The organism is Suttonella sp. R2A3, from assembly GCF_021513215.1.
Classification (GTDB): Bacteria; Pseudomonadota; Gammaproteobacteria; order Cardiobacteriales; family Cardiobacteriaceae; genus JAHUUI01.
Genome location: NZ_CP090975.1, coordinates 1,217,884 through 1,234,195, shown reverse-complemented (window position 1 = coordinate 1,234,195; position 16,312 = coordinate 1,217,884). Strand labels below are relative to the sequence as shown.

The 16,312-nt window shown below is 48.3% G+C and carries 15 protein-coding genes; 1 reads left to right on the top strand and 14 read right to left on the bottom strand.

Translation table 11 applies throughout. The annotated features are described in order from the left end of the window. The first annotated feature begins 25 nt into the window (after positions 1-25). The gene (locus L0B52_RS05830; RefSeq protein WP_235063800.1) at positions 26-271 is read left to right on the top strand and encodes an accessory factor UbiK family protein; all 246 of its coding nucleotides are present in this window, start codon (positions 26-28) and stop codon (positions 269-271) included. Here L0B52_RS05830 and L0B52_RS05825 read toward each other — a convergent pair. The 14 genes from L0B52_RS05825 to L0B52_RS05760 all read right to left on the bottom strand — a co-directional run bounded on the left by L0B52_RS05825 (position 268) and on the right by L0B52_RS05760 (position 16,203). Next, positions 268-927: an epoxyqueuosine reductase QueH gene (locus L0B52_RS05825; protein WP_235063799.1), complete on the bottom strand. Its 660-nt coding sequence runs from the start codon at positions 925-927 to the stop codon at positions 268-270. The genes L0B52_RS05830 and L0B52_RS05825 overlap by 4 nt on opposite strands. After that, entirely contained in the window at positions 924-1,436 is a 513-nt protein-coding gene (locus tag L0B52_RS05820) for a hypothetical protein (RefSeq protein WP_235063798.1), read from the bottom strand. Before L0B52_RS05820 ends, L0B52_RS05825 begins: the two co-directional genes overlap by 4 nt. Then, positions 1,436-2,647 (bottom strand): beta-ketoacyl-ACP synthase I, encoded by a 1,212-nt coding sequence (gene fabB / locus L0B52_RS05815; protein WP_235063797.1) that lies wholly within the window; start codon positions 2,645-2,647, stop codon positions 1,436-1,438. The genes L0B52_RS05820 and fabB overlap by 1 nt, the downstream gene beginning before the upstream one ends. Positions 2,648-2,690: 43 nt before the next feature. Then, on the bottom strand, positions 2,691-3,218 hold the full coding sequence (gene fabA, locus L0B52_RS05810) for a bifunctional 3-hydroxydecanoyl-ACP dehydratase/trans-2-decenoyl-ACP isomerase (RefSeq protein WP_235063796.1): 528 nt from the start codon (positions 3,216-3,218) through the stop codon (positions 2,691-2,693). Between the two features lie 23 nt (positions 3,219-3,241). Next, on the bottom strand, positions 3,242-5,032 hold the full coding sequence (locus L0B52_RS05805; RefSeq protein WP_235063795.1) for a murein L,D-transpeptidase: 1,791 nt from the start codon (positions 5,030-5,032) through the stop codon (positions 3,242-3,244). 216 nt (positions 5,033-5,248) lie between these two features. Further along, entirely contained in the window at positions 5,249-6,268 is a 1,020-nt protein-coding gene (locus L0B52_RS05800; RefSeq protein WP_235063794.1) for an endonuclease/exonuclease/phosphatase family protein, read from the bottom strand. Between the two features lies 1 nt (position 6,269). Beyond that, on the bottom strand, positions 6,270-7,358 hold the full coding sequence (locus L0B52_RS05795; protein WP_235063793.1) for an ABC transporter ATP-binding protein: 1,089 nt from the start codon (positions 7,356-7,358) through the stop codon (positions 6,270-6,272). A gap of 56 nt (positions 7,359-7,414) precedes the next feature. Next, positions 7,415-8,281 (bottom strand): ABC transporter permease subunit, encoded by an 867-nt coding sequence (locus tag L0B52_RS05790; protein ID WP_235063792.1) that lies wholly within the window; start codon positions 8,279-8,281, stop codon positions 7,415-7,417. Positions 8,282-8,290: 9 nt separating this feature from the next. Further along, complete coding sequence (locus L0B52_RS05785) at positions 8,291-9,166, bottom strand: ABC transporter permease subunit (protein WP_235063791.1); 876 nt, start codon at positions 9,164-9,166, stop codon at positions 8,291-8,293. Positions 9,167-9,253: 87 nt separating this feature from the next. Then, entirely contained in the window at positions 9,254-10,549 is a 1,296-nt protein-coding gene (locus L0B52_RS05780; protein WP_235063790.1) for an extracellular solute-binding protein, read from the bottom strand. A 98-nt stretch (positions 10,550-10,647) separates the two neighbouring features. Next, positions 10,648-12,357, bottom strand: coding sequence for a ComEC/Rec2 family competence protein (locus L0B52_RS05775; protein WP_235063789.1), 1,710 nt, complete (start codon positions 12,355-12,357; stop codon positions 10,648-10,650). A 25-nt stretch (positions 12,358-12,382) separates the two neighbouring features. Next, positions 12,383-12,976, bottom strand: coding sequence for a LemA family protein (locus L0B52_RS05770; RefSeq protein WP_235063788.1), 594 nt, complete (start codon positions 12,974-12,976; stop codon positions 12,383-12,385). Positions 12,977-13,026: 50 nt separating this feature from the next. Beyond that, the gene (locus L0B52_RS09645) at positions 13,027-13,671 is read right to left on the bottom strand and encodes a TetR family transcriptional regulator (protein WP_311195329.1); all 645 of its coding nucleotides are present in this window, start codon (positions 13,669-13,671) and stop codon (positions 13,027-13,029) included. Between the two features lie 120 nt (positions 13,672-13,791). After that, on the bottom strand, positions 13,792-16,203 hold the full coding sequence (locus tag L0B52_RS05760) for a mechanosensitive ion channel domain-containing protein (protein WP_235063787.1): 2,412 nt from the start codon (positions 16,201-16,203) through the stop codon (positions 13,792-13,794). Positions 16,204-16,312: the final 109 nt, after the last annotated feature.

Here is a 16,312-nt window from a genome sequence, read left to right as displayed (position 1 = left end):
CGTAAACTAACGATATGGAGTTTTTATGTTAAAGAAAAATCCTTTTGCGTTTATCGCCAGTCAAATTGAGGCTCATTTACCGGAATCAGTGCGCCCGCTTAATGATGAAGCCAAGCAGATGGTGCGACAAACGATTAGCGAAAAATTGGCGCAGTTTGATTTAGTGCCACGCGAAGAGTTTGCCCAGCAAGAGCGTTTGCTCGCTCAGGCTGAAGCGCGCGTTGCTGAGCTCGAACGTCGGATTAATGAACTTGAGGCGAAGCAGTCTTAATCGGTCTCTTCGCCGTAATATTTAACCCCGATTTTAATTTTATCGCGGCCTTGCGAGAGGCGGTGAGCGTTGCTGTCACGTAGCGAATACACGCAACCGCAATACTCTTGCATATAAAACTGCTCACGTTTGCTGATCTCGATCATTCGCTGCGAACCGCCTTTTTTGCGCCAGTTGAACGTCCAGTACTGCACATCGGGATACGGCTCGGCTGCGCGCTCACCGCTCTCATTGATTTGTTTCATATTCTTCCAACGAGAAATCCCTAACGAGCTGGTGATGATCGGGAAGCCGTTTTCATGGGCGTATAGCGCGGTGCGCTCAAAACGCATGTCAAAACACATTGTGCAGCGGATACCGCGCTCAGGCTCAAATTCCATCCCTTTAGCGCGCTCAAACCAGTTATCGGTGTCGTAATCACAATCAATAAATGGCACGTTGAATTTCTCAGCAAAGGCAATATTTTCATCCTTACGCAGCAGATATTCTTTGCGCGGATGAATATTGGGGTTGTAGAAAAAAATCGTGTAATCAATCCCGCTGGCAAGCATCGCTTCCATCACTTCACCTGAGCAAGGCGCACAGCATGAATGAAGCAGGACTTTCTTATGTCCGCCTGGTGGGATTAATGGTTCGCGTTGGTAGGTATCGCTCATAATGATGAATCAGTTTGTTCTAAAGGTTCTTGTGCTTGATTATAGTATTGGGGATGCGCCTCAATCGGCGTCATTGTATCAAAAATCTCAGCCGGGATCGGACACGGCGATTTATCACTGAAAATATACGTGCCCCCACGATAAATGATCGCGCCACTACACGGTGAGGCGCTCGGGAACGTCATTGCGGGTTGTTCTGCTACTTCATCGGGGTTGATTACCCGATAATGTGGTGCGCGAATTTGCTCACAACGCGAGAGGCCGGGGCGGTTATGATCATCAACGAATACATATTGTCCGCGCTCAAGGCAGCGATAAATCCCTCGCTGAACCAGTTGGCGCTCGCCTTCCGCCTCGTCTGCCATTTGTTGAGTACTGTCTTCTTGTTGGTTCTCAGTCGCTTGATTCTCTGCTTCGATAACCTCAGTTTCTACACGGCTATCTTGTGCCTGCGCGGTGAAGCACAGACACAAGCTAAGCAAAAAATATGGGCGAATGAGCGTTCGCATCACACGCGTGAGAAAATCAACGAAGCGTTTGTGCCACCAAAGCCGAAGCTGTTAGACATCACAGCGTTCAAGCGTTTTTTGGTGTTTTCGCGCACAATCGGTAACGCTTTGGCTTTTTCGTCCAATTCGAAAATATTGGCTGAGGCACAGACAAAATCGTTGAGTAACATCAGCAGCGAATAGATTGCTTCATTTGAACCAGCTGCGCCAAGCGCGTGGCCAGATAAGGATTTGGTTGAGTTGACCAGCGGCAATTCTTTGCCGGCAAAAGCTTCACTGATCGCTTCAAGCTCTCGGGTATCGCCAATCGGGGTAGATGTACCGTGGGCGTTGATATAATCAATCTCACCACTGTGGGTTTCCATCGCCATTTGCATGCAGCGAACCGCGCCCTCACCAGAAGGCTGTACCATGTCGTAGCCATCAGAGGTTGCGCCATAACCGGTTAATTCAGCAAGAATTTCAGCGCCACGTGCTTTGGCGTGCTCGTATTCTTCCAAAACTAAGATGCTGCCACCACCAGAAATCACAAAACCATCGCGCGCGGTATCGTAGGCGCGCGAGGCGATTTCAGGCTGGTCGTTATATTTGGTTGATAAGGCGCCCATGGCGTCAAATAGCATCGTCATCGTCCAATGAACGTCTTCACCGCCGCCAGCAAACACCACGTCTTGTTTGCCCATTTGGATAAGTTCGGCAGCGTGACCAATACAGTGTGCACTGGTCGAACACGCAGAGCTTAAAGAGTAATTAACCCCTTTAATACCAAATGGCGTGGCAAGGCACGCTGATGTGGTCGAGGCCATGGTTTTGGTGACCCCATATGGGCCGATGCGTTTTACGCCTTTCTCACGCAAAATATCAGCCGCTTCAACCTGAGTGGCCGGCGCCGCACCGCCACTACCGATCACAATACCGGTGCGTGGGTGTGAGACTTGCTCTTTAACGAGTTTAGCCTGTTCGATCGCTTCTTGCATCGCGATATAACAGTAAGCGGCAGCGTTACTCATAAAACGGAATACTTTACGGTCGATTAGCGCTTTAGCATCAATCTTGATATCACCATGAACGTGTGAGCGAAGCCCAAGCTCTTGATAAATAGAAGAAAAAGAAATGCCGGATTTGAGTTGTTGCAAAGACTGCAACACCTCTTTGGTATTGTTACCCAGGCTGGAGACAATCCCCATTCCAGTCACGACAACGCGTTTCATAAAAAATCCTCATGTTTTTTTGGTGGTGTAATAATTAGTGGTGTTAAAAGCCATCGGTGTTGGTAAATAAACCAACGCGCAAATCTTTCCCCTCATAAATCACTTGGTCATCAACGAGCATCGTTGCATCAGCAATACCAAGGACCAATTTGCGCATGATAACCCGTTTAATATTGATTTTATAGGTTATTTTCTTATGAGTAGGTAATACTTGACCGGTAAATTTCACTTCGCCACAGCCCAGCGCGCGTCCGCGCCCTTTGCCGCCACTCCAGCCAAGATAAAAACCAACCAGCTGCCACATCGCATCAAGACCTAAGCAACCAGGCATCACGGGGTCGCCCTCAAAATGGCAGGCGAAGAACCACAGGTCAGGATTGATATCGAGTTCGGCAATAATCTCACCCTTGCCATAGCTGCCGCCATCGCTATTGATATTCACAATGCGATCGACCATCAGCATATTGGGTAGAGGTAATTGCGCGTTGCCTTCGCCAAACAGGCGGCTTTGCGCGCAGTCGAGTAAGTCTTGTTTGCTGTATTGGTTTTTTGGTGTAAATGTATTTGTCATAAATCGTTCTATATTTTTGGTGGTTAAAAAGCGACGCTGAGCGCGTCTTGGTATTGTTTGAGGAGTGCGCTATCTAAATCATAGACATCCGCTGCTGATTGGATTTGTCCGTCAGGGGTGCTCCACATCGTCCAATATACCAAATAAATCGGGGTTTCTTGTGGTGTATTTACCCAGCGTTCGCTCGATCTTTGCGTCGCGCTCTTGATGCTGTCTGGTGTCCATTCGGTATTGGCCAGTAAAATATTAGCAAAATCGAGCGGATCCTGAATACGTATGCAGCCGGAGCTATAGGCGCGGTTTTCGCGGTTAAATAAGCCTTTGCTTGGCGTATCGTGTAAATAAATCGCGTGTTTATTTGGGAATAAGAATTTTACCCGACCAAGCGCATTATGAGGCCCAGGTTTCTGCTGTAAGGTGTAGCCGTTTGTACCACTCGACCAATTAACTGAGCTGGGGCGGAGACGTTTACCATTTGGCGCAATTGCGTCGTAGCTACCGTCAAAGGCACCTGGATTGCGGCGCAGTTGTGGCAGCTTGTCTTTCTGCATAATCGTTGTCGGTACAGTCCAGGTTGGGCTCATGACAACATGGCGAATGCGATCGACAAAGGCCGGGGTTGGGCGTGATTTTCGGCCAACCACCGCGCGAGTGTTGTACATCGATTGGTCGTTATTAAACATTTGCACCTGGTAACTCGGGATATTAACCAACACATACACAGGGCCTAAGCTTTGCGGCAGCCAGCGTTGTCGCTCAAGGTTAATACGCAGTTTATCGAGTTGTGAGGCACGATTTTGATTGAGCTGGTTGCGGGTGCTCGGTCCGATCACGCCATCTGCGCTCAAGCCATTATTGCGCTGAAAATCCATCACCGCCGTTTTTAATGCGCTATCGTAGGTGTTGCCCTGACCGATCACGGATAATTTTTCTCTGAGTAGTGGCACCTGAGGATGGGTTATACCAGGCTTCAAGCTTGCGGTAATCGGTGGCGTGGCATCGCTGGCATCGGCTGGCTCATTGACTAAACTATTGTATAAAGCGCGCATTTGCTGGTAGCGCGCATTTTCGGCATTGAGGTTGGCCAATGGAGCAGCCAAATCGCCACTGACGGCAGCTTCGGATAACAGTTGCCCTAATTCTTGTGCACTGACTTTGGGCGCATTCCATTCAGGGTGCGTGACTGTAGGGTCGACCAGCCCATTGGCTAGGTGGTCAGCTAATGACAGGTAGGCGTCGCTAAGCAATAATTCATAGGCAATAATATCGCTATAGTCTTGCTCAGGCTTGAGTGCGGCAATAAGGTTTAGATGATAATACTGCGGATTTAGCGCATCTTGTTCGGCTTGGGGGAGCAACTGCTGTAAGGCTGGTAATAGGCCAGTAAATTGCTGTTCCTGTGTCCAGATAGTGGGGTATTGTTGTGAACGGTAGGCTTCAGCGACTAACTGAGGACGGTGCAGCTTAACGATCTGCCCGTTAATGTTTACGCTGGAGACAGGCTGTTGTAAAACTTCCATCAGCTTAATACGCATGCTGTTAAATGGCTGCATGGTATTGCTCACCGGGATAGCTGGCGCTGCGTCATTATTGATAGCTAGCGGAATCATCCCAACTTCTTCTAAGGCTTCCTGGGTGACGCCGGGTGGGAGGTTGTCGGCAATATTGGGCGGTGCTTCGTCAAAGACGTTTTCTACAGCGCTGACCTCCGCTGTTTCAACCGATTCAGCGACAGTTTGCTGCGCATAGACATAAGGCAGCAGTGAACCGTATATAACTGTTGCAAGTAAACAACAAGCTCTCAGCACTTTCATCGAAAACCTCGGTAAAAATGAAAAAATATCGCCTCATTTTACGTGCAAAAAGAAGATTTTGCCAGTAATGGCTGTGTTTTTGTGGCAAAAAAACTACAAATACTGGCTACTTTACCGATGATGCACGCATAAAAATCTCAATCAGGCGGCGGCTTATTTAATAGACTGAGACGGGTTAGAAAAGCGGTGGTTAACCGCTAATAATCAGTGAACCACCTAAATAGCCAAGCGCCAGTCAGCAAGGATAATATCGTGATCAGAAAGCGCCTCTCCGTGCGCATCAAGCGCGGGAATGATTTCGCTGGACTGCGCATCGATGCCTTTGGCGACAAACCAATCGAGTTTGGCGCTGCGCTCGGGACGAAGGGTGAGGCGTGAGGGGCGTGTGGTTGTGCCTTCTGGATTCGCACGCCAATGAAAACCTCTTTCGCCGGCGGTATGAAACAGCGTTTCGGCGCGGTGATCAAGGTTGTTGACTAAATGGTTTCCGGTGTTCAAATCACCACCAATAATAATAGGCGTGTGACTGCCAGCAAATGCTTCAGCGGCCGTGGTTAGATCAAACATCTGTCGGTCGCGAGTGTGAATATCCGCGTTACTTTCAAAATGGGTACTGACCACGCATACTTTACCGAGCTCGGCATGACGCACTAAAGCAAGCAACGCCATCCGTCCACCGACACGAGGCTGACCAAAGCTGCTGCCCACTTGCTGTCCAGCAAACCAATGTCCGTGATCATCAAAGCGCACTAAGGCAATCTGGTCAAAAGGGACGCGGCTTAATATCGCGTTGCCATGAAACCCTTTTTTGTTGCTGTCGTCTTGCGCAAGGTCTCGCTCGATATCGCTGCCTAAATCGAGTTCAAGAAATTCTACGCCGTAGAGATAATACATCCCTAGACGCTTGGCGAGTTGCTTGGTGGTGTGTTTTTGCGCGCTCCGCGCCATCCCATTATCCATCTCAGAAAGCAAGACAATATCAGGCTGGTGACGCTCGATGAGCGCCGCACTTTCTTTAACGTCTAAACAGCGTTCGGCATTCCATGCCAGCACACGAAAAGGGCTGTCGAGCGCTTCAGAACTGCCTTCGCCGGCGCACTCTATAGCGTTAAAACAAGGTAAATCTTGCAGTAGTGTGCGGTGGGTGGCCTCGTCTTTGTCACCGGACAGTATTGCCTCACGCGCGTGCGGCTTCACACGCTCAAGTTTGGTTGTGGTACGGGTGATGATATTCATATTATTGGCGGTGTTGGGTGATGTTGGCTTCAGTTTTAGGATCAAAGAGGTACAAGTGGGCTAAGGGCATCACAGCGTATCGCGTATCGCCTTCTCGGATGTTTTCCTGCTCACTGACGATTAATAACGGTTGTTTGCCAAGGCGAGCATGTATCACCCGCTGGGCCCCCAGATCTTCGACAATATCTATCGAAATCGGCAGGCTCGGTGCATCATTACGCGCACTTGGGCTTAGCTGAATACATTCTGGACGAATACCAACTTTAAGCAGTTTGCGTTGCTGGCTATCCGGCAGGTCAAAATCAGTGTCAATGCTTTGTCCACTGGTGAAATTCAAACGACCTTGGTCAAGGGTCGCATCGAGGATATTCATGGCCGGTGAGCCAATAAAAGTGGCGACAAACAGGTTGGCCGGCTGATGATAGATCGCCTGTGGTGAGCCAACTTGTTCTACCTTGCCTGCGTTGAGGATGACGATTTTATCGGCCATCGTCATCGCTTCAACTTGATCGTGGGTGACATAAATCGCGGTCGTATTGAGACGACGTTGCAGCGCTTTAATTTCCAAGCGCATGGTGTTGCGTAATTTGGCGTCTAAATTTGACAGCGGTTCGTCGAATAAAAACAACTTAGGTTCACGAACAATGGCGCGGCCCATCGCCACGCGCTGGCGTTGGCCGCCAGAAAGTTCACGCGGTTTACTCTCCAAATATTCAGCCAGCTGTAGCATTTCGGCCGTCTCGCGCACGCGCTTATCGATTTCTGCTTTAGGAAATTTACGGTTCACTAGGCCATAAGCGAGGTTTTTATACACACTCATATGCGGATAAAGCGCATAGTTTTGAAAAACCATCGCGATATCTCGTTTGGCCGGTTCAAGGTTGTTGATCGTGGTATCGGCTAAGACAATCTCCCCTTCGCTAATCGTTTCTAAGCCGGCAATCATGCGCAATAACGTCGATTTGCCACAACCAGAAGGGCCAACAAAGACGACAAATTCGCCGGATTCAATCTCCAAGTTAGCGTTTTTGATCGCTTTGGTGCCGTTGGGGTAGGTTTTACAAACTTGCTGTAGGCTGAGTGTGGACATAATAATGATGCGCTCTTTTATACAATAATAATGACGTTAATGTGCTGCATGGGTGGTTATTTTTCTGTTTCAACCAGCCCTTTGATAAACCATTTTTGGAAGATAATCACGATTAGTACTGGTGGAATGATCGAGACAATCGCCAGTGCGAACACACGGTTGTACGCAGGAATTTTCCCTTCTTCCAACACGTTGATAATGTCTTTGATCCCAAGAAGTAAGGTTTTGAACTGTTCGTCGGTGGTCATCAAAATCGGCCATAGATACTGATTCCAGCCAACCACAAACATGATGATAAAAATAGCGGCGATCATCGTTTTTGATAGCGGCAATAAAATATCGAGGAAAAAGCGAACAGGTCCGGCGTTGTCAAGTTGCGCGGCCTCAACCAGCTCTTCAGGCACCGATAGATAGAATTGGCGGAAGAAGAAGGTTGCCGTTGCTGAGGCAATCAGCGGCAGAATCAACCCACTATAGGTATTCACCAACCCCAATTGCGCAACGATTTCGTAGGAGGGAATAATGCGCACTTCCAGCGGTAATAACAGCGAAGAAAAAATAATCCAAAACAGCAGTGAGCCCAATGGAAAGCGAAAATAGACGATGGCATAGGCGGCCATCATCGACAAAACGATTTTACCAATCGCAAAACCCAGCCCCAGAATCATGGAGTTTTTCAACATCGTTAATCCGCTGGCGCCTTGGATTGACGAGGTATCGCCGTTTAAGAAAATGCTAGAAGCACCGGAGAGCAGGTTTTTATAGGTGCTGAAAAATTCATCGCCAAACCAGAACTGCACACCATTTTTAGCGATATATTCAGGGGCATGGGTCGATGAGGCAAGCGCAATCCATAACGGCAGCAAGAGAAACAGTGCGCCAATAATTAAAATCGCGTGATCGATGATTTGCTGTTTTTTCATGGTGGCGCCTTAATAATGGATTTTCTTTTCGATAAAGCGGAATTGGATGACGGTTAAAATCATCACAAAGACCATCAAAATCACCGATTGTGCTGAGCTGCCGCCTAAATCCGCACCAAGGAACCCATCTTGATAGACTTTATACACCAGGGTGGTGGTTTCGCCACCAGGACGACCGCGCGTAAGTGTGTCGATGATGGCAAAGGTTTCAAAAAAAGCGTAGGTAATGTTGATCACCAACAGGAAAAAGGTGGTTGGTGCGAGCAGCGGGAAGGTGATTGTCCAAAAGCGCTTGAAGCCGCTTTGACAGTCGATGGTTGAAGCCTCTTTAACTGCTTGCGGAATACTCTGTAGTCCTGCCATAAAATAAACAAAATTAACGCTAACCTGTTTCCAAACTGCGACGAGAATAACTGCCAGTGAGGCGTCAAACGGGTCAAGCTTGTGATCAAATGCCCACAATTGATTAAACAGCGCATAAAGCGGGCCGACGTGTGAATCAAATAAAAATACCGCGAGTAAACCAGCCACCGCAGGTGCTACCGCATACGGCCAGATGATCAGGATTTTGTATGTACTGCGCGCGCGAATGATGTTATCGGCTTTCACAGCGAGTAAAAGGGCGATGGCGAGCGAGAAAAATGTCACTAAGGTTGAAAAAATCGCGGTAAAACGCACGGAACGATAGTAAAAATCGTTGGTTAAGGTTTCGCGATAATTTTGTAAGCCAACAAAGGTTGAGCTTAGGCCAAACGGGTCTTCGAGGTAGAAACTTAAATTAACCGATTGAATCGCTGGCCAGACAAAAAATACCGCAATAATCACCATCTGTGGGGCAATCAGAAGATAGGGCAATGGGGAATGTTTGAAGGTATTTTTTTTCATGTTAATCGGCAGCAATAAGCAACAAAAAACCTTTATCCCTCAAATAAATGGTTCGAGGGATAAAGGGTGTGACGAAATAGGCAAGGTTTATTCTTTAACCGTTTGCGCAAAACGCGCTAATAATTTGTCACTTTCGCTTTCAATAGTGGCAAATGCGTCATCGACACTGACATCACCATTAAAGAATTTGGTGAACTCACGGCGCATCACTTCACGAATTTGTGGGTAGAAGCCGAGACGATAGCCTTTAGTCCACTCACCACCAGATTGGTTGAGCTGGAGGATGCCGGTTTCCGCAGCAGGCTCCTCGTCGTAATAACCTTCGGATTTAACCAGATCGTATGCTGCGTTAGTAATTGGCACATAACCGGTTTCTTTATGCCAGAATGCTTGGGTATCAGATTGGCTTAAGAATTTGAAGAATGATGCGGTACACGCATTTTGCTCTTTCCCATAACCATTAAAGGCGAACAATGCCGCGCCGCCGATAAAGGTATTGTATTCCTTGCCATCATTGATGCTATTCCAATACGGCAGGTAGGTGGTACCAAAATCAAATTCAGCCTTTTCTTTAACGCCACCAAATGAACCAGAAGAGCCTAGCCACATCGCCACTTCGCCTTTTTCAAATGGTGTTTGGTTGTCGCCCCAACCCTCGCCGTAGTAGCCATAGTAGCCGTTATCTTTCCACTCTTTCAGCTTGCTGAAATGCATTTTCATATCCGGATTGTTGTAGAGGATATGGGTGGCTGGTGCGTCGTAACCGTTGGCTTCATCAGCAAGCTGCAGATTGTGACGAGAGTGGAAGTTTTCGGCGAAAATCCACGGGGTATGAGATTGTGAAAATCCGATATAACCGGCTTCTTTGAGCTTAGGGGCGATGGTTTCAAAATCTTCCCATGTTTTTGGTGGCTCAACGCCGGCTTCTGCTAGTGCGTCTTTATTGTAGTAAAGAATCGGCGTGGATGAGTTAAATGGCATACCAATCATTTTACCGTCGCTATCGGCGTAAAAATTACGTACACCGGCAATATAATCATCTTCATCAAAGGCAACATCAGCCTCAGCGAAGAGGTCAGTTACTGGAATAACCGCACCTTTGGCGTTGATAATGGTGGCAGCACCGGCATCGTATACTTGGATGATGTTTGGCGCCTGCTTGGCACGAAATGCGGCAACGCCACTGGTCAGCAATTCTTCGTATGAGCCTTTATACACAGGCTCGATGGTGCATGCTTCTTGAGCCGCGTTAAAATCGCTAGAGATTTTATTAACGGTATCGCCAAGTTGGCCGCCCATCGCATGCCACCAAGTGATATTAGTGGCGGCAATACTGGCACCGCTAACTGCCATTGTGATACTCAAAGCCAGAAATTTACGCATAACTATTCCTTAATTAGAGGGTTAAATATCGGGTGTCATCATAGGGAGGTTATGTTGCCGTAATGTTTCATCTTCAAAAGTCATGAAGGCGCTTCATGCTACTGATTTTGAATCTTTCCATCAGCTAGGATGTGCCATTGTCCGTTTATAGTGGCGCTACAACGTGGATAGCGTGAGAAGGTTAGAGCCGGTGGTAGAGCAATTTCATTGGGGCAGTATTGGTAGGAAAAAGGCAGCTCAAGACGCGGCTTTAAAGCATAAAAGGGTAGTTCGGGATATGTCTCGCGTAGGGTTTTGAGCGCCGTATTATCACGTGCTTTATCGCTGGTGAGTATCACCGCACGAAGTTGCGCGCGATGTTTGCGAATCTCTGGCAGGATATAACGCATAACATCATCACGACCGCGCGCGTGTCGATAGCCGCTATTAATCAGGTAGGCGTCGCGACCGAGCGTAATCAGCGCAACATGATCATTGTGAGGCAGTCGATAAACCTCATTCCCAGAAGGTACGAGATAGCTAAACAAGAGAATAATAGCCGCGACTAAGGCGATGATCTTTTGCTTGCCTCGAGCAAATAGTACACATAAAACGCCGATAAAGCCTGTAAATGCAACCCAATAGCCCGGTTGCCACGATGGAATAACATACGCCCAACTCGGCTCGGCAAAGGCGGCAATCACGCGTAAATACGCAGCAAGACAGTGTGCGGCCAGTTCGGCAAGTGGCGCGTAGATGACCCCTAGTGCGCTGATTACCCATAATGGGGCAAGCCACGGGATGACCAATAAATTGACCATGATACTGCTGATACTGATGCCGCCAAATATGGCCCAAATAGGCAATAAAAGCGCCAAGGTAATCGCTGCCTGTAATAACAACCAAAAACGCCACAGCGGTTTTTGCGCCCATTGCTGGTAAGCGAGTAATACCACGGCTGTGGCCATAAACGACAGCCACGCACCGATGTGATGAATATTTGCTGGCTGGTAGGCGAGCATCAATATACCAGCCCAAGCGAGACCGTGTAAGCCATTGCGTAAATAAGGGATAAACCACGCGGCGGCGATAGCGCAAAAGAGTAACCATGCGCGGATCACTGGTGGTTGTGCGCCAGTGAGTAAAACAAAAAATCCTGCTATGGTTAAGGTGCCAATCAAGGCTAAAGAGCGGGGTTCGGCTAAAGCACTGATAGATCGCGATTGAGCAAAGCTGAATTTCAATATGACATAAGCGATTAAGCTCACTAACCCTAAATGCAGGCCAGAGATAGCGAGTAAATGTGAGGTGCCGCTGCGGCGCAGCAGCATTTTATCATCAGCGGTGAGGCCACTGCGGTTACCGATTAACAGCGCATTGAGCCAACGTGCACTATCTGCGCCATAATGCGCGTTAATATGTTCGCTAATAGTGGCGCGCCAGCGGACACGCCATGGGGCGAGGGTTTGTGTATATTGGCTGTGGTTTAAGGTGGCGCTTAAGCGCCCGTTGTCGCGTTGTTTAAGGCGAAGTTGACCACTTTGAACGACTTTAAGGTCGAATTTAAGTGCGCGGTAATAGCGCAAATCTAGAGACAGCCCAGTGAGCTGTGGGCATTGCGAGCTTTCGATAATCGTGGCGGGGAGGATATGCGTGCGTGGTGGGTAGCTGCGTGGGAAGTCGTTAGCGTGAAATAAAACTGTGCATTGAACGGGTTCGCTGAGGGTGAGGGTTGGTGTGGGTTTATCGGGCTCTGTGAACCACCAGCTTGAAACACACAGTAGCGCGAGAAGATGCCAGGGACCAAACCATCGCAGGTAGCGCCACATAACAAACCGCTATGTGGCACAGGGATTAGTTAAACGAGACTTCCGGCACACTTTGTTCAGCTTCGCTGGCTTCAAAGGTTGGGCGTACTTCGGCTTCAGGATACAAGAAGCTTGCAACCCAGCGTCCAGGGATAGTGCGCAGTTCGGTGTTATATGCGCGAACGGCGGCGATGTAGTCACGGCGCGCTACAGCAATGCGGTTTTCTGTGCCTTCAAGTTGCGCTTGTAAATCCCGAAAATTCTCATTGGCTTTAAGGTCAGGGTAGTCTTCAGCCACAGCAATCAAACGCCCTAATGATGAGGAAAGTGCTTGTTGTGCGTCGTTGAATTGCTTCAGCTGTTGAGGGTTATCAATCATGCTCGCATCGACATTGATTTGCCCGACTTTGGTGCGCGCTTCAGTAACTTGATTGAGCGTTTCCTGCTCGTGTTCGGCGTAGGCTTTGACGGTCTCCACTAAGTTAGGAATCAAATCCGCACGGCGCTTGTATTGATTTTGCACCTGTGACCATTGCTCCTTAACCACCTCATCAAGCTTCGGCACACTGTTAATATGTGGCGCAACAAAGGCAAGAAGCGCAATAACCGCGACCAAAACAACCAATAATCCTTTTTTCATCCCATACTCCTTAATCGATTATGGGTTTGATTATAGCGGAAAAAGTATGATCAGCGCAGTTTGGCGTTATGAGATGGTTTATTTCTGTCAGGAACTTGTCGATTGTCACGGATCATCGCAATTGTGCTGCGAATGATGCTGGGAATATAGCGTCGGTAGGCTTGATTATCCTGATGATTGGCTGTGTTTCTGATGATGCCGGCCATCATCGTACCGATTTGAAAAATCGCCCACTGCACATCGATATCTTGAGGGGTTTCATGTTGTGCCTGACTGTGGCGGATAGCCGAGGTGAGTAGCGTATTCCAGCTTGTTTCAAAACGCGTAAAAATCGCTTGGCTATCGGGATGTTGCGCTTCTTGTTGTAATAACAAACAAAACTGCCGGTGGGGCGGGTTGTCGTACATATTTTCGCTTAGACGAATCAAACGCTCAATCAGCACATCCCAAGTCTTCTCATGATCGCCAGAAGGCTCAATGGCGGCAAATAATTCCTGCGTATGTGCTTCGCTGAGTGCGTTGAGCATGTCGGCTTTATTTTTGAAATGCCAATAAATCGCGCCACGGGTTGTGCCTGCGGTGCGTGCGATTTCTGCCAAAGAGGTGCTTTCGTAGCCTTGTTCGCTAAATAGGGCTAACGCGGCATCCAATAAGGATTGGCGGGTCTGCTCGGCTTCGGCTTTGGTTCGTCTCATGAGTTACAGATTCTTCGCTATATAAGGCCTGGCAGTGTGTTCAGGATACAAAAAGTGACTCGCCTCATTGGCAAGTCACTTGCTAATGTAACACGCAAATCTTGCTGAAGGGGCGCTTATTTATAGCGCCCCATCGGTATCGGGTTGGCGCGTATCAGAGCTGGTTGTCGTATCGATACCCTCTGAAGGATCTTCATGATCACTTTTAGTGCCCTGTTTGGTTTGCGTCGAAGGTAGTGGCTTAACATCGTTGTGCAGCATACGAATATTCGCCGCTGGCGTGTCGCCAGATTTCTGCATACCAAAATACAATGTGGTATGCGGGAATGGAATTTCGATACCAGCACGATCAAAATAAATCTTCACTAGGCGGTTGTAAGCGCGTCCCACGGCCCATTGATCCCCAGGGGTGGTTTTGATGACCACCCGGATATTGACTGAGCTATCAGCTAAAGCAACTACACCAGCCACATTGAGCGGCTCAAGAATTTTACGTTTGTGTTCGCCTTGAGCGAGTTCTTCAAACGCCGCTTCGAGTTGCTCAACAGCCAGATCAATATCATCACCATAACCGATACCGTATTCGCCAACGTGACAACCGTAGCCACGCATGTAATTCGATACTGTGGTGACGTTAGAAAACGGAATAATGTGGAAGGTGCCGGATAGGTCACGAATCGAGACGGTGCGGATACTGATGCGTTCCGCGGTACCAGTAATACCGTCAACAGTCACCACATCACCAGCGTTCATGGCATTTTCGATTTGGATGAAGATACCGGTAATGATGTCTTGCACCAGTTTTTGTGACCCAAAACCGATCGCTAAGCCGAGCACCCCGGCACCAGCAATCAACGGGCCAATATTCACGCCGATCTCAGATAGCACCATCATCAAGGTAATCGCGCCAATCGCAATCGCTAGCGCGGTTTTAAATAGAGATAATAATGTTTCGCTTCGTGCGCTAATTTTGCCGCCACTCTCAGATGGATTGAGACGGTGCTCAATCAAGCTAGAGAGGAATAACCACACCAGTGCAGCCACGATAAGGATCATCAAAACGTTACCCACCTGACTAACCAAACTTTGGCCGGAGTCAGAGCTAAACCACGCACGCAAATCGATGATGTCCCAAGCCGATAAAGTGGCGAAGAAGACCAACACCATCAAGGTGAAACGAATCACGCGCAAAAAGAGCGGGATATAGGCGTTGATACGCCGTTCCAAACCCGGAATACGTTGTGACCAGGCGTGCGGGATGGTGATGCGTTTGCCAATAATCTGCGTCAACACGGTTGAGATCAGTAGACCAGCGCCAATAATTACAATCGTTTTTAGCGTACCTTGCATAATATAAGGCAAGGCTTTTTCACCGCGCAGCAACATGGCAACTAACAGTGTAAGGAAATACAACAACGCCAAGAAATGCCACACGCGGGCAAGGATGGTTAAAAAGAATGTGGCCAGCGCGCCTTGTGTATGATCGCGCAGGGTGATGATGCTATCGCGTACCCGTTTGCGGTTGCGCAACACAACTATCACGCCATAAACAAAAGCAAATAGAGCTAATACAGTGCCTAAGGCTTGGCTAAGCGTCAGGGAAAGGTATTGCGAGACCAGAGGTACAGCAATCAAAAAACCATAACCAACGATATTTACTATCGTAGCAATCCAGTGATACCAATAACGTGCAGTAGCATTGTCACCAGGGAGGAAGCGAAGCTCTTGATAACGCGGATAAAAGATTACGCGCAGCCCAATTTTAATCAGCTCCACCACCACAAATGCATTAATAAACAACGACGCCTGGGTGCTCATTGACGCTTGGCTACCGACAAAGAACATGGCCACCCCGGTAGCGGCTAAATACGCCAGTGCGATGAATACAAGATCTTTAACTGCCACCAATAAAATACCGAGGAAGCGTCGTACCACGGGTTGATAGCGCTGACTGCGGTTAACCCAGATATTTAGGCGCCGTTTGAGTGGACGGGCGATAAAACGCAGGCCATGAAATACGCCGAGTGCGGTTACGACAACCAATAATAAATTCTTCAGCGCTTGCGCGAAATAGCCCCAGTCTACTTGTTGAAAACGGGTGTCTTTGCCGGTGAATAACTGCTTCAAAGCGCGCCAATTTTGCGCTAATTTGCTACCCACTTCTTCAGCAACATCAGCGCTTTCTTCGGCAATACGTTTAGGCAGGGCAACCGCAGTGCTCACTGCCGCCTTTGTGCCATCAGTTAGGCGCGAAACACCTTCATTTTCTTGAGGTTTGCTCGCTTGTTCGCTGGCTGATGCATCCGACGAACTTTGTTGGTCTGAGCTAGCCGGGGTATCGCTGAGTTCGCGTAACTGCTTGATGAGTGTTTCACGTTGTTCGGGGTTATCGAGCACATCAGCGAGGGCACTATAAGCTTGTTGGTCGCTGCTAGGTGATGCTTGAGTGTTATCTTGAGCCATGGCCAAGCCAGCAAAAAACAGCATGATCAGGCAACAAAATTTTGATAAATCAAGGCGAAAAAACGTCATGAATCCTCTCAAGAGTTGGCTAGTTATGGTTGGCGCGAAACGTGATGTTCGTAGCATCATAAGCACTTAATCAACGCTAGCCCACTACGTGAAAAACTAAAAGAGTGGG